Origin of the sequence: Paracoccus sp. M683 (genome assembly GCF_007096355.1) — a bacterium.
Classification (GTDB): domain Bacteria; phylum Pseudomonadota; class Alphaproteobacteria; order Rhodobacterales; family Rhodobacteraceae; genus Paracoccus.
In genome coordinates this window covers 12,398-38,432 of record NZ_VKDF01000006.1, presented here as the reverse complement: position 1 = coordinate 38,432, position 26,035 = coordinate 12,398, and the positions used below count along the sequence as shown (strand labels likewise).

The window sequence follows — 26,035 nt, the reverse complement described above, 5'->3', positions numbered from 1 at the left end:
TGGCCAGTTGGTCCGGCCGCCTTCTTGACTGATGGATATGCGCGATGGCTGTTATCCGGTCAACTGCTATTGGTTGCAGGATACAGCGCAATCGCCATGGCCGACAACGCCGCTGTTTCAGCCAGAATCGCAACGGTTCCCAGAACATCGCCCGTCTGTCCGCCAAGCCGTTGCCGCGCCAGCCGGATCGCCAGCCCGGCCATGACCAGCGCCGCGATCAGCCCGGCCAGCCCCGCCTGCCCCATCGGTGCCAGCACGATCAGCGCGATCGCACCCGCCGCAAGCAGTTGCCCACGCCCGGCTTGCCCGGCAGCACGACCCAGACCGTCCTGACGTGCCGCCGGCAGAACGGCCAGGGTCAGCACCATCAAGGCCCGCCCAAGCGCCGCCGCCGCCACCAGGGCCATCGGCCCCATCGGCCCCAGCCCGGCAATGGCGACCACCCGCAGGATCAGGCAACCAAGCAGTGCCAGCGTGCCATAGCTGCCAATGGCCGGGTCGCGCATGATCCGCAAGCGTTCCTGCCGCGTCTGCCCCCCCATCCCGTCGGTGAAATCGGCCAGACCGTCCTCGTGCAGGCCGCCGGTCAACCAGATCGCCAGCACCACGGACAGCGCGGCCATTAGCAGCGAGGGCCCGGAAAACCACAGTGGCAGGCCGGCGATCAGCCCCACCACCACCCCGGCCAGCGGAAAGGCCCAAAGCGACCGCATCAGCGGCACCTCACGATCCGGCAGCGCGAATCCAAGCGGCAGGCGCGTCAAAAAGACCAACGCAAGCACCAGCTGGTTCCAGAGATCGGCTGGCCGCATTCCGGTTTCTCCCACGTCGCTCCCCCTGCCCCGGTCTCAGCCGATGCCGGCCTCGGCAAAGGTGGCCATGCCGTTATGGCAAGCAATCGCCCCGCGCAGCACCATCAGCGCGACAGCCGCGCCAGAACCCTCGCCAAGGCGCATGTCCAGAGACAGGACCGGCCGCATCCCAAGCGCAGCAACCAGCCGGCGGTGGCCCGGTTCGGCGCTTTCATGGCCGATCAGGCAGTGGGCCAGCGCATCGGGATCATCGCGCGTCAGCACGGCGGCAGCGGCGGTGCAGATGAAGCCGTCCAGAATGACCGGGATCCCCAATTCGCGGGCCCGCCGGACCGCGCCGCAGATCGCCGCCTGCTCGCGCCCACCAAAGGCCGCCAGCGTGCCGGCGGTATCGCGGGTCATATGCCGGGCCAGCCCGTCCGAGACCGCGCGGATCTTGCGCGACAACACATCGCCCTCGGCCCCGGTGCCGGGACCGACCCAATCCTCGGCGCTGCCGCCAAAGGTGGCGGCGGCCAGAGCGGCGGCAACGGTCGAATTGCCGATCCCCATTTCGCCCAGCAGAAGCAGGTCGGCCAGTGGATCGACGGCATCCGCCCCGGCCTGCAACGCCTCGGTCAGCTCGGTCTGCGTCATCGCGGGGCCGGCGGTGAAATCGGCGGTCGGGCGGTCCAGATGCAGCGGCACCACCGACAGCCGGGCCCCGGCCACGGCGCAAAGCTGGTTGATCGCCGCCCCGCCATTGCGGAAATTCTGGACCATCAGCGCGGTCACCTCGGGCGGAAACGGGTTCACCCCTTGCGCGACGATGCCGTGATTTCCGGCAAAGACCACCGCCTGCACCTGGTCCAACTGCGGCTTTTCGCGCCCCTGCCATCCCGCCATGAACACGGCCAGCTGTTCCAGCCGCCCAAGCGATCCGGGCGGCTTGGTCAGGCTGTCTTGCCTTGCGCGGGCGGCCTGTGCCGCCGTTTCGTCAAAGGATTTCATCTGCGTCCCGTCCCGGTTTCAGGCGGAAAGGCTGGCCGCAGACGGCCATCCAGACCTGATCGGCAGCCTCGGCCACGGCCTGATTCATCCAGCCGTGATCATCGCGAAAGGCGCGCGCCAAGGCATTGGCGGGCACGATTCCCGCGCCCAGTTCATTGGTGACCAGCACAACCGGATCGCGCTGCTGACGCAGCGTCAGAACCAGCCCGTCGACATCGGCCTTACCGTCGCAATTGGCCAGCCACAGCGTCAGGCAATCGACCAGCCGCGCCCCCTGCCCGTCGGTCGCCGTCAATGCGCCAGCCAGGTCGCGCGGCGCTTCGACGGTCAGCCAGCCATTCCCCCGACGGGCCTGATGCAGCGCGATTCGGCCCGACATTTCGCCATCGCGCGCCTCGGCCGTGGCGATATAGATCGCTGGCCGGCCATGGCGCAGCAGCAACCGCTCGGCCAGTGCCGATTTGCCCGAACGGGCGGCTCCGGTGACCAGGGTGATGCGCGGGGGCGTTGTCATGGCGGCATTCTGTTTCACAACCCCTGCGCGATGAAAAGCCGTAAATCCGCTTTACGCCACCGTCGTTTCGTCTAGTTTTTCATGCATTCCGGCGCTACCCGCGCCGCATTCCAACATGGAGGACCGTCACATGACGAAATTCTTTGCAACCACTGCGCTAGCGCTGGCTCTGGCTTTGCCAGCAAATGCTGCACAAGTCGCCGTGGGCGACACGCTGGCCGACAACCAAGAGCTGAGCTTCTGGATTCTCGATGCGATCAAGTCGCTGGATCCGCAAAAGAATACCGACAAGACCGGCTCTTACGTTCTGGCACAGCTGTTCGAAGGGCTGATGAACGAGGATGCCAAGGGCGCGATGGTGCCCGGTGCCGCCGAAAGCTATGAGGTCAGCGAGGACGGGCTGACCTATACGTTCAAGCTGCGCGACGCCAAATGGTCGAATGGCGATCCGGTGACGGCGGGTGATTTCGTCTATAGCTGGCAACGCGCAGTGAATCCCGAGACCGCATCGGAATATGCCTGGTTCATGGAACTGATGAACATCGTCAACGCCACCGCCGTGGTGAAGGGCGAGATGACGCCCGACCAGCTGGGTGTCAAAGCTGTCGACGACAAGACGTTCCAGGTCACGCTGTCCACGCCCACCCCCTATTTCATCAAGACGCTCAGCCATACCACCACCTTCCCGGTGAACCAGAAGGTGATCGAGGAGTTGGGCGACAACTGGACCCAGCCCGGCAATCTGGTTGGCAATGGCGCCTATACGCTGCAAAGCCACAACCTTGGCGTAAACGCGGTCGTCGCAAAGAACGACAATTACTGGGACGCCGCCAATACCATCATCACCCAGGTCGATTTCATCACCGTCAACGACCAGAACGTCGCCCTGACGCGATACGAGGCGGGCGAGTTGGACTGGTTCAACCGCCTGCCGGCCGGCCAGTATCCGCGCCTTGCCGAGCAATATCCCGATCAGGCCAGCACCTCGCCCCAGGCCTGTTCCTATGCCTATATCTTCAACCTGTCGGACAAAGGGCCCGAGGCGCTGAAGGATCTGCGCGTGCGGCAGGCGCTGTCGCTGGCCATGGATCGCGACGTGGTTGTCGACCGCATCCTGCAAGGCGGGCAGAAGCCGGCCTATTACTGGACCCATTGGGCCATCGAAGGCTTCGAGGCCCCCGAGATCGCCATGGCCAGCATGACCCAGCCTGAACGGATCGAGCAGGCCAAGGCGCTGCTGGCCGAGGCCGGCTATGGCCCCGACAATCCGTTGGCCATCACCGTGCAATACAACACCAGCGAGGATCACAAGAAGATCGCCGTGGCCGCCCAGCAGTTCTGGCGCGGGATCGGTGTGAATGCCACGCTGAACAATGTCGAATGGAAGGTCCATACCGACCGGCTGCAAAACCAGGATTTCGAGGTCGCCCGCTATGCCTGGTGCGGCGACTATAACGAGGCCTCGACCTTCCTCGACTGGTTCCGCACCGATGGATATAACAGCGGCAAGTGGTCGAATGCCGAATTTGACAAGCTGCTGGCCGATTCCAAGACCTCGGACAATGCGGCTGATCTGTATAAGCAGGCCGAACAGATCCTGGCGGACGAGGTGCCCTTCGTGCCGGTCTATCACTATGCCAATGCCCAGATCGTCAATGCCGACCTGCGCGGCGTTCCCTATGAGAACGTGATGGAAAACTGGTATGCCAAGGACATGTATCGCGTCGCCGAATAACGACCGGTCCTGAACAACACCGGATAGCGGAAGCGGTTTGACCCGCCGCCGCTATCCGGTCATAAGCCCTGACCTAAATCAGATAGGGAGGCGCAGCCAGATGTTCGGATACATCCTGCGACGTCTTGCGGTGGCGATTCCGACACTGCTGTTGTTGATCATTTTCTCGTTTCTGCTGATGCATGCCGCACCTGGCGGTCCCTTTACGGGCGAGCGCGCCCTGCCGCCGCAGGTTCTGGCCAATCTAGAGGCCAAATACGGGCTGGATGATCCGCTGCTGGTGCAGCTGTGGAACTATCTGAAGGACGTGGTGCTGCATTTCGATTTCGGCCCCAGCTTCGTCTATCCCGACCGCAGTGTGAACCAGTTGATCGCCGATGGCTTTCCCGTGACGCTGACCTATGGGCTGCTGTCCTTCGTGCTGGCTGCCCTCGTCGGCATCGCCCTGGGATCGGTTGCCGCGATCCGGCAGAACAGCTGGCTGGACTATCTGGCCGTGGGTATTTCCATCGGCGCGCAGGTCCTGCCGAATTTCGTCATGGCCCCGATCCTGGTGCTGGTCCTGACCCTGTGGATGGGCTGGCTGCCCGGCGGCGGTTGGAGTTTCACCGACCCGAGTTACTGGGTCATGCCCGTGATCGCGCTTGGCACCAGCTATATGGCCTCGGTCGCGCGGATCACCCGGTCCTCGATGCTGGAGGTGCTGGGCAGCAACCATATCCGCACCGCCCGCGCCAAGGGCATGCCGGAAAGCCGGGTCATCATCCGCCACGCGCTGAAACCCGCGCTGCTGCCCGTCATCAGCTATCTGGGGCCGGTTTTCGTGTCGATGATCACCGGATCGGTGGTGATCGACATCTATTTCTCGACCGGCGGCATCGGGCGTGCCTTTGTCGACAGCGCGCTGAACCGTGACTATGCGGTGATGATGGGCGTCACCATCCTGATCGGCGCGCTGACCATTCTTTTCAACCTCGTGGTCGATATCCTCTATGCCTGGATCGACCCCAAGATCCGGTATTGAGCCATGGTGATCGAGCAAGACAAGATGACCTCGCTGGCCAATCGCATGGCCGAACACGAGGTCAAGGGCCGCAGCCCCTGGGCCGATGCCCGCAAGCGGTTCGTGCGCAACAAGGCCGCGATGGCGGGGCTGATCATCCTGATTCTGGTGGGGCTTTTCGCGCTGTTTGGCGATTATCTGGCCGCCTGGTCGAACGAGGAACTGGACTATAACGTCATGGGCCAGGTCCGCGAACTGGGTGCGCCATCCATCGCCTCGGGGCATTATTTCGGCACCGACGACCTGGGCCGCGACCTGTATGCGCGCACCGTTCAGGGCACGCGGATCAGCCTGATGGTCGGTATCGTGGGCGCCGCCATCGCGGTGATCGTGGGCACGCTTTACGGCGCCACGGCCGGCTATGTCGGCGGGCGCTGCGACCAGATCATGATGCGCAGCGTCGATATCCTGATGTCGATCCCCTATATGTTCGTGCTGATCCTGCTGCTGGTGATCTTCGGGCGCAGCATCGGCATGCTGTTTCTGGGCATCGGGCTGATTTCCTGGCTGGATATGAGCCGCATCGTCCGCGGCCAGACCCTGACCCTGAAGAACCGCGAATTCATCGAGGCCGCCCGCGCCACCGGCGTGCCCGGATGGCGCATCGTGCTGCGCCATATCGTGCCGAACCTGCTGGGTGTGGTGGCGGTCTATGCCACGCTGCTGGTGCCGCTGATGATCCTGACCGAAAGCTTCATCAGCTTTCTCGGCCTTGGCGTGCAGGAACCGCTGACCAGCTGGGGCGCGCTGATTTCCGAGGGCGCATCGACGATGAATTACGGCACCTTGTGGCAGCTGGCTTTCCCGCTGTTCTTCTTCTGCATCACGCTGTTCGGCTTCTTCTTCGTGGGCGATGGCCTGCGCGACGCCCTTGACCCGAAGGACCGCTGACATGGGCTTGCTGGAACTGAATGACCTCAGCGTGCGCTTTCAGACCAATGATGGCGAGGTCAGGGCCGTGAACGGCGTCAACCTGACCGTCGCGCCGGGCGAGACATTGGGGATCGTGGGTGAATCGGGCAGCGGCAAGTCGCAGCTGTCATTCGCGGTGATGGGGCTGCTGGCGCGCAACGGGCGGGCCTCGGGCAGTGTCCGCTTTGACGGGCAGGAAATTCTGAATGCCCCGCCAAAGGTGCTGAACAAGATTCGGGCCGAGAAGATCGCGATGATCTTTCAGGATCCGATGACCAGCCTGAACCCCTATATGCGGGTGGCCGATCAGATGGCCGAGGTGCTGACCCTGCACAAGGGCATGTCCAAACGCGAGGCCGTCGCCGAATCCGTGCGCATGCTGGATGCGGTGAAAATCCCCGATGCAAAGGGCCGGGTCCGACTGTATCCGCACGAGTTTTCGGGCGGGATGCGGCAGCGGGTGATGATCGCCATGGCGCTGCTGTGCCGCCCGCAACTGCTGATCGCGGACGAGCCGACGACCGCGCTGGATGTGACCGTTCAGGCGCAGATCATGCAATTGCTGGACGAATTGCAAAGCGAGTTGAACATGGCGATGATCCTGATCACCCATGATCTTGGCGTCGTCGCCGGGTCCTGCGAACGGGTGGCGGTGATGTATGGCGGGCGCATTCGCGAGCTGGCGCCGGTGGGTCCGATCTTTGCCGATCCCAGCCATCCCTATACCCAGGGTCTGCTGGATGCGATCCCGCGCATCGACCATGACAGCGACGAATTGTCGGCCATCCCCGGATCGCCGCCCAATATGAACAACCCGCCCGCCGGTTGCGCGTATGAGCCGCGTTGCCCCTATCGTCTGGCGCGCTGTCTGGATCAGGATCCGCCGCTGGATGATTTCGCCACCGGTCGGGCGCGGGCCTGTTTCGCCGGGATCGAGGATGTGCGCGCGCGGCGCGAAACCGTGATCCTGTCCGAGGTTCTGCCCGAGGCGGCAGGCCGGATCGACCTTGCCGAGGCCGGCACGGCCACGGCAGGCGATTTGACGAAGGCTGCTGCCGAGAACGAGGTGAAGCAATGACGATCAGGCCGCTTCTCGACGTGACTGACCTGCGCGTCACCTTTGCCGTGCGCCGCGATGGCGACATGCCCTGGACGCCGGCGCGGCAACTGCATGCAGTAGGCGGCGTGGATTTCACTTTGAACCCTGGCGAGACGCTTGGCATCGTGGGCGAATCCGGGTCCGGGAAATCGACGCTGGCGCGGGCGCTGATCGGGCTGGTTCAGGCCCAAGGTCGGGCTGAATGGGTTGATGGCGCCGATCTGATCGGCATGACCCCGCGCCAGATGCTGAAATATCGCAGTGACATCCAGATGATCTTTCAGGACCCGGTCGCCAGCCTGAACCCGCGCATGACCGTGGGCCAGATCATCGCAGAGCCTCTGACAACGCATCACCCCGATCTTGGCCGGGCCGAGGTGAAGGCGCGGGTCAAGTCGATGATGGACAAGGTCGGGCTGCTGCCCAACCAGATCAACCGCTATCCGCACGAGTTCAGCGGCGGGCAGGCCCAACGCATCGGCATCGCACGCGCCCTGATCGTCGAGCCCCGGCTGATCATCTGCGATGAACCGGTCTCGGCGCTGGATGTCTCGATTCAGGCACAGGTCATCAACTTGCTGATCCGGCTGCAACGTGATCTGGGGCTGGCGCTGATCTTTATCGCCCATGACCTGTCGGTGGTGAAACATATCAGCGACCGGGTGCTGGTGCTGTATCTGGGCAAGGTGATGGAAATCGCATCCGCGGCGGATCTGTATTCCGCCCCCCAGCACCCCTATACACAGGCCCTGATGTCGGCGGTGCCGATCCCCGACCCGACGGTGGATGCGGCAAAATCGGTGGTGCCGCTGACGGGTGACCTGCCCTCGCCGATGAACCCGCCCTCGGGCTGCGTGTTCCGCACCCGCTGCCCGCGCGCCCAACCCGCCTGCGCCGAACAGGTGCCCGCACTGATGGGGGGCGATCATCAGGTGGCCTGCCATTTTCCCGGCCCCCTGACCGAGGCCGAGATTGCCGGCGCCCGCGCTCGCGCGCAGACGGTTCCGGCCTGACATGCCGCCCGGCGTCACCCCGAACCAGCCTGCCAGCTATGGCGCGCGTTGGGCGGCGCTGAAGAACATACCGGCCTTTCTGCGGATGGTCTGGCGCGCCAGTCCGGGGCTGATGCTGGTGATGATGGCGCTGCGGCTGGTCCGCGCGGTGATGCCGATCTCGATGCTGTGGATCGGCAAGCTGATCATCGACGAGGTCGTCCGCCTGATCGCGCTGGAGGGCCGGCCCGAGGCGCTGGCCGACTGGTGGCAGACGGGGCTGGCCGGCCCGCTTGCCGGGCTGGTTGCGGTCGAGCTGGGCCTTGCGCTGATCAGTGACCTGCTGGGGCGCGGGGTAAGCTATACCAATTCGCTGTTGCAGGAGCGGCTGGTCATTTCACTGTCGATCCGGGTGATGGACCATGCCGCCGAACTGGACCTTGAGGATTTCGAGGACGCGACCTTCCAGGACAAGCTGGACCGGGCGCGGCGGCAGACCGTGGGGAATATTCCGCTGCTGAATCAGGTGATGGGGCTGTTGCAGGATCTGGTCACCGTGGCCAGCTTTGCAGCCGGGCTGATCCTGTATAACCCTTGGCTGGTGGTGCTGCTGCTGATCGCGCTGATCCCGGCATTTCTGGGCGAGACGCATTTCAACGCGCTGACCTATGCGATGAACTATCGGCGCACGGCCGAACGGCGCGAACGCGACTATCTGCGCATGGTCGGCGCCAGCGCGGAATCTGCGAAAGAGGTCAAGATCTTTGCCCTGAACCGGTTCCTGCGCGACCGCTATCTTGATCTGGCGCAGCGCTTCTATGACGAGAACCGGGGCATCCTGCGGCGACAATTGCTGTGGATGGCGGTGCTGACCGCACTTGGCACGCTGTCCTATTACGGCGCCTATCTGTGGATCATCGGCGCGACGCTGACCGCCGTTCTGACGCTTGGCGATCTGACATTCCTGTCGGGCAGCTTTCTGCGCCTGCGCGGATTGCTGGAGGGGGTGCTGAGCAGTTTTTCCAGCATGGCCTCGCAGGCGCTGTATCTGGATGATCTGTTCGACTTCTTCGAGGAACGCCCCGAGATCGCCTCGCCCCCGAACCCTCTGCCCGTTCCCGACCCGGTCCGACAGGGTTTCATCTTTGAGGATGTGGGCTTTCGTTATCCCAATGCCGAAAGATGGGCGGTGCGGAACCTGTCCTTCACGCTGCATGCCGGGGAAACGCTGGCGCTGGTGGGCGAGAACGGCGCGGGCAAGACCACGTTGGTCAAGCTGCTGGCCCGGCTTTACGACCCGGACGAAGGGCGCATCCTGCTGGATGGGCGCGACCTGCGCGATTACGATCTGGACCAGCTGCGCGCGGCCATGGGGGTGATCTTTCAGGATTTCGTCCGCTATTCGATGAGTGCGGGCGACAATATCGCGGTGGGCCGGATCAGCGCCCGCGATGACCAGCCCCGGATCGAGGCGGCCGCCCATCAATCGGGCGCCGATGAGGTGATCGGGCGACTGCCGGCGGGTTATCGGCAGATGGTGGGCAAGCGATTCGCGCGGGGGGTCGATCTGTCGGGGGGCGAATGGCAGAAGCTGGCCATTGCGCGCGCCTATATGCGCGATGCACAGGTGCTGATTCTGGACGAACCCACGGCCGCGCTGGATGCGAGATCCGAGTTCGAGGTGTTCCAGCGGTTCAAGGACCTGTCCGAAGGCAAGACATCGGTGCTGATCTCGCATCGGTTCAGCAGCGTGCGGATGGCCGACCGGATTCTGGTTCTGGAACGCGGTCGGGTCGAGGCCTCGGGCACGCATGAGGAATTGCTGGCCCAAGCGGGGCGGTATCGCGACCTGTTCGAGTTGCAGGCCGCCGGCTACCGCTGAGGGGGCGCTGCCCCCGATCGCCAAGGGGCGATCCCCCCGGAATATTTTCATGAAGAAGAAAGAGGCTGGTACCCGAGGTCGGACTCGAACCGACATGCCTTGCGGCGGCGGATTTTGAATCCGCTGCGTCTACCATTCCGCCACTCGGGCCTCTGCCATCGCCTATGACGGCGGGCGGAAATTTGCAAGGGGTCGAAGAATGGCTCTGGACAGAAGCGGGGGATGAGCGCAGGGATTTGATCATGTATGCCAGCAAGCGGATCATGTCGGGAATTGGTGCCAGGGTGTTGGCCATCCTGCTGGTTCTGTTTGCCGCGCTTCCCACGACAGCTGATCGCCAGTTGGGCCGCGATGGCGGCGCGCCCCTGTTCGAGCGGCTGGCGATTCAGGTCGTCGCCTCGGATCTGCGGCAGGTGCCGCAGGACAGGCAGGCGCGACCCGAGCGGGACCTGCCCGCACCCGTGGCGGATATCGGTTCGGGCGCCAGGCCGGCCCTGCCCCCGCAGCGCCTGCTGGGCTTGGTCCAAGCCGGCCTTTCGCCGATCCCCAGGCTGCAATCGGCACATTTGGGCTGGCAGGCCCGTGCCCCGCCCCTGACCCTCTGATCGTTCCCGCGCCGCATGCGATGCGGCAGGTATTTTCATGCGCGGCCCCGGATGGGTCAGCGCCCGATCAGACTGGATCAACCATGACCGACAAACCCAATACGCCCGATGCGGTGCATCGCTATCAATGTCCTGCCTGTGGGCATCGCATGACCTATGGTCACAAACGTTGCGGCGCCTGCAATGAAGAGGCGCCCGTCTATAACCTGCCGAATTTCTGGCTGGGGCTTTACGCGAGCACGGCAGTGGCGGCCGCCGCTGTCATCTACGCCTTGCTTTGACAAAGCGGCTCGGGCGGGCGTCAGGCGCGCCCGAGCTTTTCCAGCCGCGCGGTGCGCAGGCGGGCGAAATCGTCGCCAGCGTGATAGGACGAGCGTGTCAGGGGCGTGGCCGAAACCATCAGGAAGCCTTTGCCATAGGCCGATTTCTCGTATCCGGCAAATTCCTCGGGCGTGACGAAGCGATCGACGCGGTGATGCTTGGGCGTCGGTTGCAGATACTGGCCGATGGTCATGAAGTCGATATCGGCGGCGCGCATGTCATCCATCACCTGCAAGACGCCCTGACGGTCCTCGCCCAGCCCCACCATGATCCCCGATTTGGTGAACATGGTCGGGTCCAGTTCCTTGACCTTTTGCAGCAGGCGCAGCGAATGGAAATAGCGCGCACCGGGCCGCACGGTCGGGTAAAGGCCCGGAACGGTTTCAAGGTTGTGGTTGAAGACATCGGGCCGGGCCTCGACGACGGTTTCCAGTGCGCCGGGTTTCGTCTTCAGGAAATCCGGGGTCAGCACCTCGATGGTGGACCCCGGACTGCGGTGGCGGATGGCGCGGATGGTCTGGGCGAAATGTTCCGCCCCGCCATCGTCCAGATCGTCGCGGTCGACCGAGGTGATGACGACGTGTTTCAGCCCCAGCTTGGCAACAGCATGGGCGACGCGGCCCGGTTCGAACACGTCCAGCGCATCGGGACGGCCGGTGATGACGTTGCAGAAGGAACAGCCGCGTGTGCAGATCTCGCCCATGATCATCATGGTGGCGTGGCCCTGCGACCAGCATTCGCCGACATTGGGGCAGCCGGCCTCTTCGCAGACGGTCGACAGGCGGTTTTCCCGCAGGATGTCGCGGGTCCGTTTATAGCCCTCGGATGTGGGGGCCTTCACGCGGATCCAGTCCGGTTTCTTCGGCTGCGCCTGATCGGCCTTATGGGCCTTTTCTGGGTGGCGCAGGCGGGGGGGCGACGTCTCGGCCATGAGGCACCTTTCCGGGGTGGTTCAAAGGTTAAATAGTCGGTTTGACGCAAGGGATCAACGGTATCGGCACGCGGAACCGCAAGGCGGATATACCGTTATGGCCGTGGCATGGCAGGATTGCGGGGGACGCATGGCGAGAGGCGACTGGATCGAGGTCGAGGACCGGATGCAAAGCGGCTATGGCTACAGCCTGGACGCCGAAACCGGGGCAATGACGGATCCCGGTTTCGCGCCCTTCTATTCGCCCGCAGAGATGTTGCAGATGGGCGTGTTCGAGGGACGGTATCTGAACGATTGCCGGGCCGAGTTCCCGGAAAGCTGGTTTGCGTCTGCGAAGCTGTCTGCGAGGGCTGATCCCGCGCTGAACTATTTCGGGGTCAAAAGCCGGCAACCGCTGGCGGAATGGCGGCGCAAGGGCTGGATCATCCAGCCCGATCCGCGTGGCTGGTTCCAGTGGTATTGTCGCTATTATCTGGGTCGCCGTCTGCCGGGCGTTGATGACAGGCAGATCAAGCGCTGGCGTGGCTTTGCACGCCATGCCGGGCAGGTGCGCGCCAATTGCGAGCCCGGCAATCCTTTCTGCCGGCCGCGGCAGCGACAGGCCTTGCTGCAATGGTCATATGACTGCCTGATATGATGCGAGGATCGGCGCTGACAAAACTGGCGGGGGGCTGGCCAGCGATTGCCCGGCAAGGATCAGCCTATCAATCGTGATCCCTGGCCATAGGTTTCCTCGTAATGGCGTTCCAGCCGCATCAGCGCCAGACGCAGCACGATCTTGCCCGAGCGCGCCGACCAGCCAAGACGGCGTTCGGTCAGTTCGATCCCTTCCAGGAAACAGCAGACCCGAAGGACGATGTCGCCCATGCCAGGCCCCAGTTCGCGCAGCGCGACCGCCACGCGATTACGCGCCGATTCCGACCCGCCGCGATAACCCGTATCGGCGCGCGAGACGTCAATGCCGGCGGTCATGAACCCGTCCCAGTTCTGCGTCGTGCGCGGACCAAGCTGGGCCAGTTCAAAATCCTCGCGTAGCCTTTCGCCCGCTGCCACCATGCCCGCCGACAGAAACGCCTGACCATTGCCATCGCGCCGCCGCGCCAGAATCAGCAAGGGGCTTTCGGCGATATTGACGCGGGTGCGCCGGCGCTGGCCGCTGTCGGGATCGCGGATCACGCGTTCCGACCAGATCCGGTGCCGGGCGGCATGTTCCGGGCCTTCATCGGGCGCCGCGTCAGGGGTTTCGCCGTCAGATAGCTGGGATATGTCCGTGTCGGCCTGAACCGGGCGCGCATCGCGGAAGGCTTGTGGTCTGGGCAGACCTGCGCCCGACCCCGTCGCCCCTGCCCCGCGCCCCTTGCCGGGGGCCATCTTGCCGCGCAGAACCTCGCGGCCAGTTGGCGAGATGGCGTAGCTGAGCACCCGCCCCTGCCCGACCTGAGCAACCCAGCCATTCAGCGCCATCGCCTCGGCCAGTTCGCGTTCAAGCACGGCGGTGCGGATTCCGTCGCGGGTGACGATCGCCTTTTCCATACCGGGCACCACCGCCATCAATGCACCCGGCTCGGCAAGGCGGCGCAAGGTCTGCGTGGCTTTGGGACCGTCCAGCGATGCGCCGTTGCCCGCCCGCTCTAGCGCCCCATCCACCAGCAGATCGTCGCGACGGGATTCGTATTTGCGAATCCGGCGCAGAATCGTCGAGGCATGGCAGCCGAGATCGCGGGCGATGGCGCGGATTGTTTCTCCCTGCTCGACATGGCGCAAGTAAAGCTGGGCCTCTTCGGGCAGCGCGGCCACAGCGCCATCCTCGGCGGCTGGCCCTTCTGGCGAACGGTGGCCTCCGACTTGGGCTTCGAAGGCGAAGTCACCGGTCAGTATCGTCATATCAGGTCCCTTAGATCCTCGAAGTGGCCGGTGATGGCCACCTCTGGGTTGAATGCTGGTCGCGGAATTGCAGGTGGATACCAGCAGATAGACGCAACATTCACTAACAAATCCTAAAGAAACCTTCTTGCTGCGCGCGCTGCATTAAGCCGTCTGGCAACACCCGTGCTAGTTGAAACAGAGTGACGGCATGACCTGCGACAGGAGACTGCCATGACCGCCATGCCGAATGTAATCGCCTTCCGCCCGCTGCCGGCCAACCCGCCGCTGCGCCGCCCACGCCTGCTGATCCGGGCTGCGCGTGCCGGTCAGTCCGGCTGGCGCCGCGAGCGTGATCTTCCCCGCCTTTTGCGCAGCGAGGGTTGCCCGCGCCCCGGTGCCGTGCTGTCGCGGCTGCGCGCAGAAGAGGCCCGTATGAACGAGGCCCGGCTGGAAGGTGCTGCGGAATACGACCTGCAACGCCATGTCATGCTGATGATCGCCATTCTGGCCGAGATGCGCGCCGCGGTGGCTGAAGCCCCCGTGCCGGTCGAGATGACGGCACGGGCGGTTTCGGCCACGGCGGTCCGCGCCGCCTGCGACGCCGCCGGCGCGCTGGCCCGGATCACTTGCCCCGGAACAACGATCCCAGCACACCCCTGACCAGCGCCTGACCCGATTTCGAGCCAAGCTGGCGGGCCAGGCTTTTGCCGAACACCTCGGCAATGCTGTCGGAACGCGACGACCGGCTTGACGCCTTGCGCGTGCCGGTCGCCGGCTTGATTTGCAGATCGGGATCATAGCGGCGCGCATTCTTGTAATCGCGATCCATGTTCCACAGATCCGCATCATTGCCTTCGGCACCTGCCTGGGCGCTGGCCTTCGCCGCATCTTCGGCGCGCTTTGCCAAAATCTCTTGCGCCGATTCGCGATCGACGACCTTGTCGTATTTCAGGCCCATAGCAGAGGCGGCCATCACGGCCTGCCGTTCCTCTGCCGTGATCGGACCAAGCTGGCTGAAGGGCGGGCGCACCAGGGTGCGTTGCGCAATGCCCGGCACGCCCTTGTTTTCCAGCAGCGAGGTCACCGCCTCGCCCGTGCCGACCTGGATGATCGCCTCGGCGGTGTCGAAATCGGGGTTGGGGCGATAGTTCTCGGCCGCAAGGCGCAACGCCTTCTGGTCCTTGGCGGTGAATGCACGCAAGGCGTGCTGCACGCGATTGCCCAGCTGGCCCAGAATATCCTCGGGAATATCGGCGGGGTTCTGGCTGATGAACCAAACGCTGACCCCTTTCGAGCGGATCAGCCGCGCCACCTGTTCCACCTTGTCGGTCAAGGCCTTGGGCGCGTCATCGAACAACAGATGCGCCTCGTCAAAGAAGAAGGCGGCCTTGGGTTTGTCGGGGTCGCCCACCTCGGGCAGTTGCTCGAACAATTCGCTCAGCAGCCACAGAAGGAAGGTGGAATAAAGCCGCGGGGCGTTCATCAGCCGGTCGGCGGCGAGGATATTGATCATCCCCTTGCCCGAAGCGTCCTGCCGCAGCAGATCGGCCAGTTCCAGCGCAGGCTCGCCAAACAGCTTGTCGCCACCCTCGTTTTCCAGAACCAGCAGGGCCCGCTGGATCGCGCCGATGCTGGCCGAGCTGACATTGCCATATTCCAGCGCGACCTGGGCCGCATTCTCGCCCAGCCAGGTCAGCATGGCGCGCAGGTCCTTCATGTCGGCCAGCGCCAGCCCCTGTTCGTCGGCGATACGGAAGGCAATGTTCAGCACCCCCTCTTGCACATCGCTCAGCCCCAGCAGGCGCGACAGCAGCAGCGGCCCCATCTCGGCCGGGGTGGTGCGGACCGGATGGCCCTGCTGGCCCCAGATGTCCCAGAAGGTGACGGGAAACTGCTGATAGTCGATGGTCAGGCCGATCTGATCGGCGCGTTTCTGGAACGGCTCGTGCAGCTTGCCCTGCGGATTGCCGGGCTTTGCCAGACCGGACAGATCGCCCTTGATGTCGGCCAGAAAGACCGGGACCCCGGCCTTGGACAGGCTTTCGGCAAGGATCTGAAGGGTCACCGTCTTGCCGGTGCCGGTCGCGCCGGCGATCAGCCCGTGGCGGTTGGCATATTTCAGCAGCAGGTTCTGCGGTTGCGCGTAATCGGCGCCGCCGCCACCCACGAAAACTGTGCCTGCATCAAGATCCAGCATCTCGGCCATCTGCCCGTCCTTCGTTCATTCCCTGTCAACTTGCCTGTCTTATGGCAGATTTATCCCCCGCTGGTGAAGCCTGCTCGGGGCAGCAGGCAACCGAACCGGTAACCGATTAGGAACAAGGCGGTTTCGCGGGACCGATTACCATGGCATGCTTGACCTGCGATGCGCGACGCGCGATCGCTTCTGCTTCAGACCTGAAAGCCCCTCGATGCGTGTCGCCTATCTGATCAACCAGTATCCCAAGGTCAGCCACAGCTTCATCCGGCGCGAGATTCTCGCGCTGGAACGGCAGGGCGTTACCGTGCACCGGATGGCGCTGCGAGGTTGGGATGCGGAACTTGTCGATCCCGAGGACCGGGTGGAACAGACCCGCACCGATTACAGCCTGCGAGACGGGCTGCGGCCGCTGGTCGGGTCGGTGTGGCGGCGGCTGCGGCGCAATCCGCGCGGATTGTGGCAAGCCATACGCGCGGCCAGCGCCATGTCTCGCGGTGGCATGCGGCCCTGGCCCTACCACATGGTCTATGTCGCCCATGCCTGCCGGATCATGGATTGGCTGGACGCCGAGCCGGCCCGGCATCTGCACGCCCATTTCGGCACCAACACCGCCGAGATCGCATTGCTGGTCAGGCTGCTGGGCGGCCCCGGCTACAGCTTCACCGTGCACGGCATGGACGAGGCCGACAACGCGCAGGCGCTGCATTTCCCTCGCAAGATTGGTGATGCGGAATTTGCGGTGGCCATCAGCGGCTTTTCCCGCAGCCAGTTGATGCGGCAGGTCGATCCCCAATTGTGGGATCGCATCAAGGTCGTCCATTGCGGGCTGGAGGACGCGGCTTTCGGACTGGCCCCGGCGCCGCTGGCGGGTGCGCCCTTTCTGTGCATCGGGCGGCTAAGCCCCGAAAAAGGCCATCTGATTCTGCTTGAGGCCTTTGCCGCCCTGCGCCGCGAATGCCCCGGCATCCGCCTTGTCCTGGCCGGCGATGGCGAGATGCGGCCGCAGATCGAGGCGCGGATCGCAAGCCTGGATCTGGGCGATGCGGTGCGCATCACTGGCTGGATCTCTGCCCGGCAGGTCCGCGACCAGCTAGAGGCCTGCGCAACCCTGGTTCAGCCCAGTTTCATCGAGGGCCTGCCCGTGGTGATCATGGAGGCGATGGCGGCGGGGCGCCCGGTGATCTCGACCTATGTTGGCGGGATTGCCGAACTGGTCCAGCCGGGACAGACCGGCTGGCTGGTGCCGGCGGGTGATGTCGCCGCGCTGCATGATGCGATGCGGTCCTCGCTGGATCTTTCGGCGGATGCCCGTGATGCCATGGCCAGAAACGCCCTTGCGCGCGTGCGACAACGCCATGATGCCGACACCGAGGCGCGCCGGCTGCGCGATCTTTTCGCGGGCCGGAAGGACGACCGCTGATGGCAGCAAGGATCAGGCAACTGGCACGCGATGCCGTGAAGTCGACCGTTCTGGCCCTTGCCACCGCACCGCCGGTCTATGGCCATTTGCAGCGCCGTGCATGGCGCGACCGGCCCCTGTCCATCCTGTGCTTTCATACCCTCGGCGGGGATGCCGACCTGATGGATGCGTGGACGGTCTTGCCGATCGGCGAATTTCGCAGGCTGGTCGCCGCGCTGCGCGAGGATTACGACATCGTCAGCCTGGATCAGGCGCTGCACGGCCCTGCCGGCACGCGGCCCTCATTGGTGCTGACCTTCGATGATGGCGACATCGGCCTTTATGACCACCTGTTGCCGCTGCTTCGTTCCGAGGAACTGCCGGTGCTGGCCTATATCGCCACTGGTCAGATCGCAGAGGCCACGCCCTATTGGTTCGACCGCATCGTCAATGCTTTGCAGGGACCGGGCGAACGACGCATCGACCTTGCAGCAGATGGGCTGGGGCTCTGGACCATTGGCCCGGAATACGGGCTGTCGCGCTGCACCGTGATCGGTCAGCTTCTCAACAGGCTGAAAACCGTCGCCCCCGACCGGCGCGAGGCACTGGTCGCACAGGTTCTGGAACAGGCGGCCCCGATCACGCCGCCCGCCAGCCCGGTCGGCCCGATGAGCCTGGAACAACTGCGCGAATTTGCCGCCTGCCCCCATGTCACCATCGGCGCGCACAGCCATTGCCATAACCTGCTGGACCAGATCCCGCTGGCCGAGGCCGCCGCCAGCATCGCCCTGTCCCGGCAGTTGCTGCGTGACTGGACCCGGCAGGACGTGGCGCATTTCGCCTATCCCAACAGCAATCACAACGCTGAGCTGCGGGCCGAGGTCGCAAGACAGGGTTTTGCTACGGCCACGGTGCTTGACGATTCGCTGGCGCCTCGCGATCAGGATCCTTTCGCCCTGTCGCGCATCAATATCGGCCGCTACAATCGCCTGGACCGGCTGCGGCTGCGGCTTGTCGGGTATTGAACATGTGCAAGGTGGCGTGATGACTTCTGGACGGGTCCTGCTGACTGGTGGGGCAGGTTTTATTGGTGCGCATGTCTATCTGGCGCTGGTCGATTCCGGGTTCGAGCCGGTCATTCTGGACAATTTCCACAATGCCCGTCGCGATGTCCCCGATCGTCTGACACAGATCACCGGACGCCCGACCCCGGTGATCGAGGCCGATATCCGCGACGAGGCGGCGATGGATCAGGCGATGCGCGGGGCTGGCTTCGACGCGGTGATCCATTTCGCCGCGCTGAAAAGCGTGCCCGACAGTCAAAGCGATCCTCTGGGCTATTATCAGGTGAATGTCGGAGGGCTGATCAATGTCACCCGTGCAATGCAGGCGAACGGGGTTGCGCGGATCGTCTTTTCCTCCAGCGCGGCGGTCTATGGCGAGGCCGAGGCGATGCCGGTCACCGAAGAAAGCGCGGTCCGGCCCCAGAACAACTATGCCCGGACCAAGCTGGTCGGGGAACAGTTCCTTGCCGCGCTGGCCCAGGCCGAACCGCAGCTGGGTCTTGGCATCCTGCGTTATTTCAACCCCGTCGGCGCCCATCCCTCGGGCCTGATCGGCGAGGATCCCAGTCAGCCGGCCGGCAATCTGGTGCCGGTGATCGCGCAGGTGGCGATGGGTCGTCGCGACAGGCTGATGATCTTCGGGGATGACTGGCCCACACCCGACGGCACCGCCATTCGCGACTATATCCATATCGAGGATCTGGCACGGGGCCATGTCTTGTCATTGCAGGCGCTGACCGATGGCGGCGGATCGGGCAGCCATCTGGTCAATCTGGGCACCGGGCGAGGCCATAGCGTGCGCGAGGTAATCGCCTGTTATCAGCAGGTTTCGGGTCAGCCGATTCCCAACCAGGTCGTGCCGCGCCGGGGCGGAGATGCGGCCGTTTCCTACGCCGATACCCGTCTTGCCGATCAGAAACTGGGATTTCGGGCCCGGTACGACCTGGCCGCAATGTGCGGCAGTAACTGGGCGTTCATGCGCGCTAAAGCATAATTTCGCCAACAAACACACGCAACGCGCGAAATAATCACCAAATGTTAATTTCGCTTTGCTATAACGGTCCTGTCGGAACCTTCATCTGATGGTTTCGGCTCTTCCTCCCTGTTGGACTGCCGCGCCCTCGGGCGCGGCTTTTTTTGTGATCGAACATGTCTGATTGACCTGTTGACGGATCATGGCCCTGCGACTAGCGTGCGGTCCAATGATGACCGGCCAGTCCGGCAGGGAGACACGCCTTCAGGCGGAAACGGGGGTCGCGGCCATGCTGCGGCCCCTTTGTCATTCACAGGATATTCGCCACAAACCCACGCGAACATTCGGCTTTTTATTCAATCTGTCCAATTCTTCGGCTTCAACGCAAGGTGACCCAAGCATGTGCAAACCGCGCTGACAAGCGCCGGGACCCGTGCTAAGCCAACTGCGACGTTCTGGATAAGGAATTAGAACCACCATGGCTTACAAGAACTCGTCGGCCCTTTTGGCGGCCATCGTCGTAATGGCGGGCCCGGCCTTTGCGCAGGACAACACGGCGACGCCGCTGCCCGAAGGCACCGAAGCGACAACCGAGCAGGCCGCCGATTCGGCTGCGCCAGCAACCGGCGACGCCGCTGCCACCACCGAAGGCGAGGCTGCCGCCACCACTGACGAGGCCGCTGCGGCCGAACCCGCCGCCGAGACCGCGCCGGCCGATGCCCCGGCCGCGACCGCAGACGCCCCGGCAGCGGCACCTGCCGATGCCCCCGCCGATGCGGCAAATGCCGAGCCTCAGATTGGCGCCTATTACGTTAAATCGACCCATTCCGACTGGACGATCCGCTGCGTCAATGCCGGCGAGGGTGAGCCCGATCCCTGCGAACTGTATCAGCTGCTGAAGGATGGCCAGGGCAATTCGGTTGCCGAAGTGACCATGATCCCGTTGGCTCAGGGCGAGGCGGCGGCCGGTGCCACGATCGTCGCACCGCTGGAAACCGATCTGGTTCGCGGTCTGGGCCTGAAGATCGACAGCGCACAGACGCGCGGCTACCCGTTCAACTTCTGCGCGCCCGTGGGCTGTATCTCGCGGATGGGCTTTGACACTGCCGGGTTGAACGGGCTGAAGCGCGGCAATGCCGCCGTGGTGTCGCTGTTGCCCTTTGGCGCCGATCCCGAAAACCCGGTCGAACTGCCCATGTCGCTGTCCGGCTTCACCGCCGCCTTCAGCGAGTTGGAGGGCATCGTTGACGAGGCGCGCGCGGAACTGGCCGCCCGCGAATCCGCGACCGAGGCACCGGCCGAAGGCGCCGCCACCGAAGAGACTGCCCCGGCCAACTGATCCGCCGGCGCAGAAAACCGAAGGCCGCGTCCCTGATAGGGCGCGGCCTTTGTCATTTTCCCGCTATGCCCCGCAGGTCGTCACCCGCCTGCTGCGTCAGACCCTGCGCAGGGCTATGACGGCATTCAGCCCGCCAAAGGCGAAGGCATTGGACAGAACCGCGTCCACTCGCGCCTCGCGTGCCTCATTGGGCACCACGTCCAACGCGCATTCCGGGTCCGGTTCCTCATAGCCGATGGTCGGCGCGATGACGCCGTCGCGCAGCGCCATGATGCAGGCCAGCAGCTCGACCGCGCCGGTGCCGCCGATCAGGTGGCCATGCATCGACTTGGTCGAGGACATCATCAGCCTGTCGGCGTGATGGCCAAAGGCATGGGCGACTGCCGCGCATTCGGTCTTGTCATTGGCGGCCGTGCCGGTGCCGTGGGCGTTGATATAGCCGATATCCTCGGGGTTCAGCCGGGCATCCTGCATGGCAGCGGTGATCGCGCGTTCGGCCCCCTGCGCGCTTGGCATCACGATGTCCTGCGCGTCCGAGGACATGGCGAAACCCACCACCTCGGCCAGGATGTCGGCGCCGCGCGCGCTGGCATGTTCGTAATCCTCAAAGACAAAGACGCCGGCGCCCTCGCCCTGGACCATGCCGTTCCGGTTGGCACTGAAGGGGCGGCAGGCATCCTTGGACATGACGCGCAGCCCTTCCCAGGCCTTGATTCCGCCAAAGCACAGCATCGCCTCGGATCCGCCGGTCAGCATGACCCGCGCGGCACCCGATCGCACCATCTGGAAGGCCAGCCCCATCGCGTGATTGGAACTGGCGCAGGCCGTAGCCACGGTAAAGGCGGGGCCGCGCAGGCCAAATTCCATGCTGACATGGCTGGCGGCGGCGTTGTTCATCAGCTTTGGCACGACAAAGGGGTGAACGCGGTTCTTCCCCTCTTCATAGACGGCGCGGTAATTTTCGTCCCAGGTGTTCAGCCCGCCCCCCGCCGTGCCAAGCACGACGCCCGAGTTCAGCCCCAGCTTGCCGGCGAAATTCAGCCCAGACTGCGCCACGGCCTGCTTGGCGGCCAGCAGCGTGAACTGGGTGAACTTGTCATAAAGCAGGATCTGCTGGCGGTTGAAATGATCCTCGGCCCGCCAGTTATGCACCTGGGCGCCGATCTGGATCGACAGCCGGTCGACATCACGGAAATCCAGCTGACTGATGCCGCAACGCCCCTGACGAAAGGCCGCAAGGGTTGAGGTCACGTCATGGCCAAGTGCATTGATCGTCCCGGCCCCGGTGATGACGACACGACGAAGACCCGCGGCGGTGGTTGTCTCGCCGGTCTTTTTCCTGTCGCCCTTGGTCTTTTTCGGGCTCATGCCGCCTTTTCCGAGATCAGCCGTTCGACCGCCGCGACGATGCTGCCCATGCTGGAGATGTCGAACGCGGATTTCTCGGGTTCATTGGCGTTGAACGGAACCGAAATATCGAATTCTTCCTCGATGGCAAAGATCGTCTCGACCAGCCCCAGACTGTCGATGCCAAGCTGCTCGGGCGTGGCATCATCGGAAATCTGATCGGGTTCCAGCATGGCCTGTTCGGCGATGATGGCGCGGATGCGGTTTGAAACGTCGGTGTTCATGGCGGCCCCTCTGACTGCTTTCAGCCCTTGTCCAACAGTTTTGTAACGCTTTCCTGAAGCTGCGCCAGTTTTTCGGCCATGCGCGGCAGGCGGCGGGTGGCCTTCTGGATTTCCAGCTGCGTTTCCATCTTCACGGCGGGGTTGCCCAGGACCACGCGGCCGGCCGGAATGCGGGTAAAGATCTTGGTCGCGCCCCCGGCAATCACATCGTCGCCGATCTCGGTATTGTCGGACACGCCGCACTGCCCGCCCAGCACCACCCGGTCGCCGATGCGGCAGCTGCCGGCGATGCCCACCTGCCCGCAAAGCAGCGCATCCTGACCGACGACCACATTGTGCCCGACATGGACCAGGTTATCCAGTTTGGTGCCCGAGCCGATCTGCGTGGCCCTGATCGTGCCCCTGTCGATGGTGCTGTTGGCGCCGACCTCAACATCGTCGCCGATCTCGACCCCGCCAAGCGAGTGGATGCGCGTCCAGTGCTGATCCCGCGCCTGATCGCGATGGCCAAGCGTGCGGCGGATTTCCTCGACGCCGGATTCCTCGGGCGTGACAAAGGAAAACCCGTCGCTGCCGATCACAGCGCCTGGCTGCACGATCAGCCGGTCGCCGGCGGTCACGCCATGGGCGATGCGTGCGCCGGGAAGGATCAGGGCATCGTCCCCGATCACCGTGCCGCGACCGATGCTGACATGTTCAGCGATACGGGCACGCGCACCGACGCGAACGTCGCGACCGATGGTGACGAAGGGGCCGATCGCGGCGCCTTTCCCAATCTCGGCCGTTTCATGAATGATCGCCGTCGGGTGAATGCCGACCGCCAGATCGGGACCGGGATCAAAGGCGCGGGTCAGACCCGCCATGACCAGCCGTGGGCGCGGCGCGAAGATTGCGGCGCTCAGACCGTATTCGGCAGGGTCCATTCCTTGCGCCAGGATCGCCATGTCTCCTCCGCGCAGCGCTGCCGCGTATTTCGGCGCCATGGCCAGGGCGATCTGCCCCTCGCGCGTCGCGCCGGGCTCGGCCGCGCCGCTGACGGGACGCGACAGGTCACCCCAGCTTTCCGCCTGCAAGGCCTGCGCCAGTTCACCGATTGTCATAACCATGATCGCATTCCCCTTTGGGGCGCGATTTAGTCGCTTTGGACGTCCAGTTCCAGCCCGGCCTTGGCCAGAACCTGCCATACCCTTGCGTCGCGGCCATAGATATCCTTGTAGAAACGGATCTGCCCGTCAGGCTCGGCCATGGCGGTGAAATAGACCAGATGCACCGGCAGCGCCGGTTTCAGCTTCAGCCATTGTTCGTTTCCGGTCGCCAGCGCCCGCTGGAACATCGCCCGCGGATCGTCGGTCTGCTGCGACAGCAGTTCATAAGCCAGATCGAAGGGATCGCCGATGCGAATGCAGCCATGCGAATAGGCCCTGGTGGACTGACCGAACAGATGTTTGGTCGGCGTGTCGTGCAGATAGATGTTCCACTGGTTCGGGAAGATGAACTTGACCAGACCAAGGGCGTTGTCGTCGCTGGGTTTCTGCCGCATCCGATAGGGGAAGTTGCTGGCCGTATAGCGGCCAAAGTCGATCCGGTCGCGCGACACCACATTGCCCCGCCCGTCGATCACGTCCAGATGGGCCACGGCATAGCGGTTTCTTTGCAGCCGGGGCAGATATTCCCTGACGGTGATGGAACGCGGCACGTTCCAGCGCGGGTTGACGACGACATATTCCATCTCGTCCGAAAATTCAGGCGTGCGCATGTCGTTATCGGTCTTTCCGACCACGGTGCGCGTCTGGAACACCTGCTGTCCGCCATCATAGATGCGGGCGGTGAATTCCGGGATGTTCACCCAGACATGCCGGGCATTCAGGTCATGCCCATTCATCCAGCGCATCCGCTCCATCGCGACAAGAATGGCACGGGTCTGGCCATCCGGCCCGCCATTCAGCTGGCCGATCGTCTTTGGCCCCGCGACCCCATCAGCAGGCAGTCCGACCGCCTGTTGATAGCGGATCACGGCATCGGCAAGTGCCGCATCATATTCCGAGGGGTCAACCGGCGGCACGGCCTGGAACCCGATGCTGGTCAGCCGCGCGCGAAGATCGGGCACTTGCGGGCTGCGCATCCCGACACGCCACAGCCCTTCGGGCGCAAGCGGCGCATCGACCGGCGCGATCAGCCCCGTGCGGGCCGCAAGCGCCTGACGCAGCGCGTGATAGCGGGGATCGCTCGGCCCCTGTGCCAGCATGAATGCAGACGGATCTGCACTTGCGGCCAGCTCGCGCAGCAGCCGGGCCAAAGGCGGGCGCTGAACGGTGCGGTGGATCTGGTTGTCGGCGCGGGCCGGGTTGATCGCGCCGCTGGTCACATCGCGCAGATATTGGGCCGCGACCTGTGCAAACAGCGCCTCGCCCTGTGCGGTATCGGGGTCGGCGCTGGTCAGCTGGTCCAGCCGATAGCGCGCGGTCGGCAGGCCATGCAGATGGGCTGCGCGAATCGCTGCGATCACTGCATCGCGCCGCGCCTGCCCCTCGATGCCGCCAAAGATCGGTTTCAGCCCGTTCTCGCCATAAAAGGCGGCGACGCCGGGCGTTCCGGCCACCGCGCGGGCCAGTTCCATCTCGGGTCCGGTGAATTCAAGTCGCGGGGCAACCGCCGTCGCCGCGCCCAGACCCTGTGCTGCCGCCCCGGTCAGACCCAGAGGCCCCACTGACGCCGCCAGCCCGACCACCAGCGCATACTTGCCAAATCTTGCCAACATGTTCCAACGCCGCATTCATTGCATCCGATCTGCCATTCGCCCTGCCCCGGGTCCAGCATCGCCGGGGCACAGTGACAATTTCGCCGCGCCGCCGTCACCCGGCAGCAACACCACCCGTATTTCTGTTTCCACATATAGCATATCGGCGGTTTTTCGCCCATAGTTGCAAAATCCCGCCATGCCCGGAACTAAACGGTTCCTGCGGGCAAGCCGTTTTGACATATTGTTAATAAGTTCGGGATAAGCTCGGACGTGCTGTTAAAAAATGCAGCGACAAGAACGAAGCAGGACAGGCGATCTGACATGACCATGAACCTCATCAACCGCCGGGGGATGCTTGGCATCTTTGCGGCGACCACTGTTGCGGCGGCACCGGTGATGGCCAATGCTTTTGGCTTTCTGCGCGGCGCCGGCGACATGCGCCGCATCCGCATGTATTCGGGGCGCACCGGGGAAAGCATCGACACCGTCTATTGGGTCGATGGCAAGTACATCCGCGAGGCGCTGAATGAAATCAACATCTTCATGCGCGACTGGCGCACCGGCGAGGCGATTGGGATCGACCCGCGCGCCGTCGACATTGCCGCAGCCAGCCATCGCATGCTGCAAACCAACGAACCCTATATGATGCTGTCGGGCTATCGCTCGCCCAAGACGAATGCGATGCTGCGCTCGCGTTCGGGCGGGGTGGCGCGCAATTCGCTGCACATGGTGGGCAAGGCGGCTGACCTGCGGATGAAATCGCGCTCGGTCAACCAGATGTATCGGGCGGCCATGGCCTGCAATGCGGGCGGTGTTGGCAAATACAGCCGGTCGAATTTCGTTCATATGGACTGCGGCCCGATCCGCACCTGGGGCGGCTAAGCCCCTCGGCCACGGCGTCCGACGAAGAAAAGCTGCAATATGCCGGCCCAGCCTGTCGGGCCAGCATATTGCAGCGTTTGTATTT

At 64.1% G+C, this 26,035-nt stretch carries 25 protein-coding genes and 1 tRNA gene; 15 read left to right on the top strand and 11 right to left on the bottom strand.

Annotation, left to right across the window (positions count from 1 at the left end):
• Window positions 1–59: 59 nt before the first annotated feature.
• The 3 genes from cobS to cobU are packed head-to-tail and all read right to left on the bottom strand — an operon-like array spanning window position 60 to window position 2,316.
• Entirely contained in the window at window positions 60–812 is a 753-nt protein-coding gene (gene cobS / locus FNJ84_RS12935) for an adenosylcobinamide-GDP ribazoletransferase (RefSeq protein WP_143793562.1), read from the bottom strand.
• Window positions 813–848: 36 nt separating this feature from the next.
• A complete protein-coding gene (gene cobT, locus FNJ84_RS12930) occupies window positions 849–1,802 on the bottom strand; it encodes a nicotinate-nucleotide--dimethylbenzimidazole phosphoribosyltransferase (protein ID WP_143793561.1) in 954 nt (317 codons plus the stop codon).
• Window positions 1,789–2,316: a bifunctional adenosylcobinamide kinase/adenosylcobinamide-phosphate guanylyltransferase gene (cobU, locus tag FNJ84_RS12925; RefSeq protein WP_143793560.1), complete on the bottom strand. Its 528-nt coding sequence runs from the start codon at window positions 2,314–2,316 to the stop codon at window positions 1,789–1,791. Before cobU ends, cobT begins: the two co-directional genes overlap by 14 nt.
• A 130-nt stretch (window positions 2,317–2,446) precedes the next feature.
• Here cobU and FNJ84_RS12920 point away from each other — a divergent pair, with 130 nt between their 5' ends.
• The 6 genes from FNJ84_RS12920 (at window position 2,447) to FNJ84_RS12895 (ending at window position 9,999) form a co-directional block, all read left to right on the top strand.
• Window positions 2,447–4,051: a peptide ABC transporter substrate-binding protein gene (locus tag FNJ84_RS12920; protein ID WP_143793559.1), complete on the top strand. Its 1,605-nt coding sequence runs from the start codon at window positions 2,447–2,449 to the stop codon at window positions 4,049–4,051.
• 100 nt (window positions 4,052–4,151) lie between these two features.
• Window positions 4,152–5,075, top strand: coding sequence for an oligopeptide ABC transporter permease OppB (oppB, locus tag FNJ84_RS12915; RefSeq protein WP_143793558.1), 924 nt, complete (start codon window positions 4,152–4,154; stop codon window positions 5,073–5,075).
• 3 nt (window positions 5,076–5,078) lie between these two features.
• Entirely contained in the window at window positions 5,079–6,005 is a 927-nt protein-coding gene (locus FNJ84_RS12910) for an ABC transporter permease subunit (RefSeq protein WP_185968522.1), read from the top strand.
• 1 nt (window position 6,006) lies between these two features.
• Window positions 6,007–7,104, top strand: a complete 1,098-nt coding sequence (locus FNJ84_RS12905; protein ID WP_143793557.1) for an oligopeptide/dipeptide ABC transporter ATP-binding protein — start codon at window positions 6,007–6,009, stop codon at window positions 7,102–7,104.
• Between the two features lie 2 nt (window positions 7,105–7,106).
• Entirely contained in the window at window positions 7,107–8,138 is a 1,032-nt protein-coding gene (locus FNJ84_RS12900; protein WP_300042397.1) for an oligopeptide/dipeptide ABC transporter ATP-binding protein, read from the top strand.
• A 1-nt stretch (window position 8,139) separates the two neighbouring features.
• Complete coding sequence (locus FNJ84_RS12895; protein ID WP_143793555.1) at window positions 8,140–9,999, top strand: ABC transporter ATP-binding protein; 1,860 nt, start codon at window positions 8,140–8,142, stop codon at window positions 9,997–9,999.
• Window positions 10,000–10,065: 66 nt separating this feature from the next.
• Here the strand turns inward: FNJ84_RS12895 and FNJ84_RS12890 are convergent.
• Window positions 10,066–10,149 (bottom strand) — tRNA-Leu (locus tag FNJ84_RS12890).
• A gap of 92 nt (window positions 10,150–10,241) precedes the next feature.
• On the opposite strand from FNJ84_RS12890, the gene FNJ84_RS12885 reads away from it, so the two are divergent.
• Window positions 10,242–10,604, top strand: a complete 363-nt coding sequence (locus tag FNJ84_RS12885; RefSeq protein WP_143793554.1) for a hypothetical protein — start codon at window positions 10,242–10,244, stop codon at window positions 10,602–10,604.
• Window positions 10,605–10,687: 83 nt separating this feature from the next.
• Window positions 10,688–10,885: a hypothetical protein gene (locus FNJ84_RS12880; protein WP_143793553.1), complete on the top strand. Its 198-nt coding sequence runs from the start codon at window positions 10,688–10,690 to the stop codon at window positions 10,883–10,885.
• A 20-nt stretch (window positions 10,886–10,905) separates the two neighbouring features.
• Here FNJ84_RS12880 and lipA read toward each other — a convergent pair whose 3' ends face one another.
• Window positions 10,906–11,856, bottom strand: coding sequence for a lipoyl synthase (gene lipA / locus FNJ84_RS12875; protein ID WP_143793552.1), 951 nt, complete (start codon window positions 11,854–11,856; stop codon window positions 10,906–10,908).
• Between the two features lie 130 nt (window positions 11,857–11,986).
• On the opposite strand from lipA, the gene FNJ84_RS12870 reads away from it, so the two are divergent.
• On the top strand, window positions 11,987–12,493 hold the full coding sequence (locus tag FNJ84_RS12870) for a hypothetical protein (protein ID WP_185968521.1): 507 nt from the start codon (window positions 11,987–11,989) through the stop codon (window positions 12,491–12,493).
• A 59-nt stretch (window positions 12,494–12,552) separates the two neighbouring features.
• On the opposite strand, the gene FNJ84_RS12865 is transcribed toward FNJ84_RS12870, so the two are convergent.
• Window positions 12,553–13,740, bottom strand: coding sequence for a DUF6456 domain-containing protein (locus tag FNJ84_RS12865; protein ID WP_143793550.1), 1,188 nt, complete (start codon window positions 13,738–13,740; stop codon window positions 12,553–12,555).
• Window positions 13,741–13,953: 213 nt separating this feature from the next.
• On the opposite strand from FNJ84_RS12865, the gene FNJ84_RS12860 reads away from it, so the two are divergent.
• A complete protein-coding gene (locus FNJ84_RS12860) occupies window positions 13,954–14,382 on the top strand; it encodes a DUF6477 family protein (RefSeq protein ID WP_185968520.1) in 429 nt (142 codons plus the stop codon).
• Here FNJ84_RS12860 and FNJ84_RS12855 read toward each other — a convergent pair.
• Window positions 14,345–15,928, bottom strand: a complete 1,584-nt coding sequence (locus FNJ84_RS12855) for a helicase HerA-like domain-containing protein (protein WP_143793549.1) — start codon at window positions 15,926–15,928, stop codon at window positions 14,345–14,347. The genes FNJ84_RS12860 and FNJ84_RS12855 overlap by 38 nt on opposite strands.
• A gap of 205 nt (window positions 15,929–16,133) precedes the next feature.
• Here FNJ84_RS12855 and FNJ84_RS12850 point away from each other — a divergent pair, with 205 nt between their 5' ends.
• The 4 genes from FNJ84_RS12850 to FNJ84_RS12835 all read left to right on the top strand — a co-directional run bounded on the left by FNJ84_RS12850 (window position 16,134) and on the right by FNJ84_RS12835 (window position 20,697).
• Window positions 16,134–17,342: a glycosyltransferase family 4 protein gene (locus FNJ84_RS12850; RefSeq protein ID WP_143793548.1), complete on the top strand. Its 1,209-nt coding sequence runs from the start codon at window positions 16,134–16,136 to the stop codon at window positions 17,340–17,342.
• Window positions 17,342–18,346, top strand: coding sequence for a polysaccharide deacetylase family protein (locus FNJ84_RS12845; RefSeq protein ID WP_143793547.1), 1,005 nt, complete (start codon window positions 17,342–17,344; stop codon window positions 18,344–18,346). Before FNJ84_RS12850 ends, FNJ84_RS12845 begins: the two co-directional genes overlap by 1 nt.
• A gap of 19 nt (window positions 18,347–18,365) precedes the next feature.
• Complete coding sequence (gene galE / locus FNJ84_RS12840) at window positions 18,366–19,379, top strand: UDP-glucose 4-epimerase GalE (protein ID WP_143793546.1); 1,014 nt, start codon at window positions 18,366–18,368, stop codon at window positions 19,377–19,379.
• Window positions 19,380–19,836: 457 nt separating this feature from the next.
• A complete protein-coding gene (locus FNJ84_RS12835; protein ID WP_143793545.1) occupies window positions 19,837–20,697 on the top strand; it encodes an invasion associated locus B family protein in 861 nt (286 codons plus the stop codon).
• A gap of 96 nt (window positions 20,698–20,793) precedes the next feature.
• Here FNJ84_RS12835 and FNJ84_RS12830 read toward each other — a convergent pair whose 3' ends face one another.
• The 4 genes from FNJ84_RS12830 to FNJ84_RS12815 are packed head-to-tail and all read right to left on the bottom strand — an operon-like array spanning window position 20,794 to window position 25,086.
• Window positions 20,794–22,065 carry a beta-ketoacyl synthase gene (locus FNJ84_RS12830; protein ID WP_143793544.1) on the bottom strand — a complete coding sequence of 424 codons (1,272 nt, stop codon included), beginning with the start codon at window positions 22,063–22,065 and terminating at the stop codon, window positions 20,794–20,796.
• Window positions 22,062–22,328, bottom strand: a complete 267-nt coding sequence (locus FNJ84_RS12825) for an acyl carrier protein (protein WP_143793543.1) — start codon at window positions 22,326–22,328, stop codon at window positions 22,062–22,064. Before FNJ84_RS12825 ends, FNJ84_RS12830 begins: the two co-directional genes overlap by 4 nt.
• A gap of 20 nt (window positions 22,329–22,348) precedes the next feature.
• Window positions 22,349–23,434 carry a UDP-3-O-(3-hydroxymyristoyl)glucosamine N-acyltransferase gene (gene lpxD, locus FNJ84_RS12820; RefSeq protein WP_143793542.1) on the bottom strand — a complete coding sequence of 362 codons (1,086 nt, stop codon included), beginning with the start codon at window positions 23,432–23,434 and terminating at the stop codon, window positions 22,349–22,351.
• A 26-nt stretch (window positions 23,435–23,460) separates the two neighbouring features.
• On the bottom strand, window positions 23,461–25,086 hold the full coding sequence (locus FNJ84_RS12815; protein ID WP_143793541.1) for a murein L,D-transpeptidase: 1,626 nt from the start codon (window positions 25,084–25,086) through the stop codon (window positions 23,461–23,463).
• Window positions 25,087–25,389: 303 nt separating this feature from the next.
• Between FNJ84_RS12815 and FNJ84_RS12810 the strand changes: the two genes are divergently transcribed.
• Window positions 25,390–25,950 carry a DUF882 domain-containing protein gene (locus FNJ84_RS12810; RefSeq protein ID WP_143793540.1) on the top strand — a complete coding sequence of 187 codons (561 nt, stop codon included), beginning with the start codon at window positions 25,390–25,392 and terminating at the stop codon, window positions 25,948–25,950.
• Window positions 25,951–26,035 lie beyond the last annotated feature (85 nt).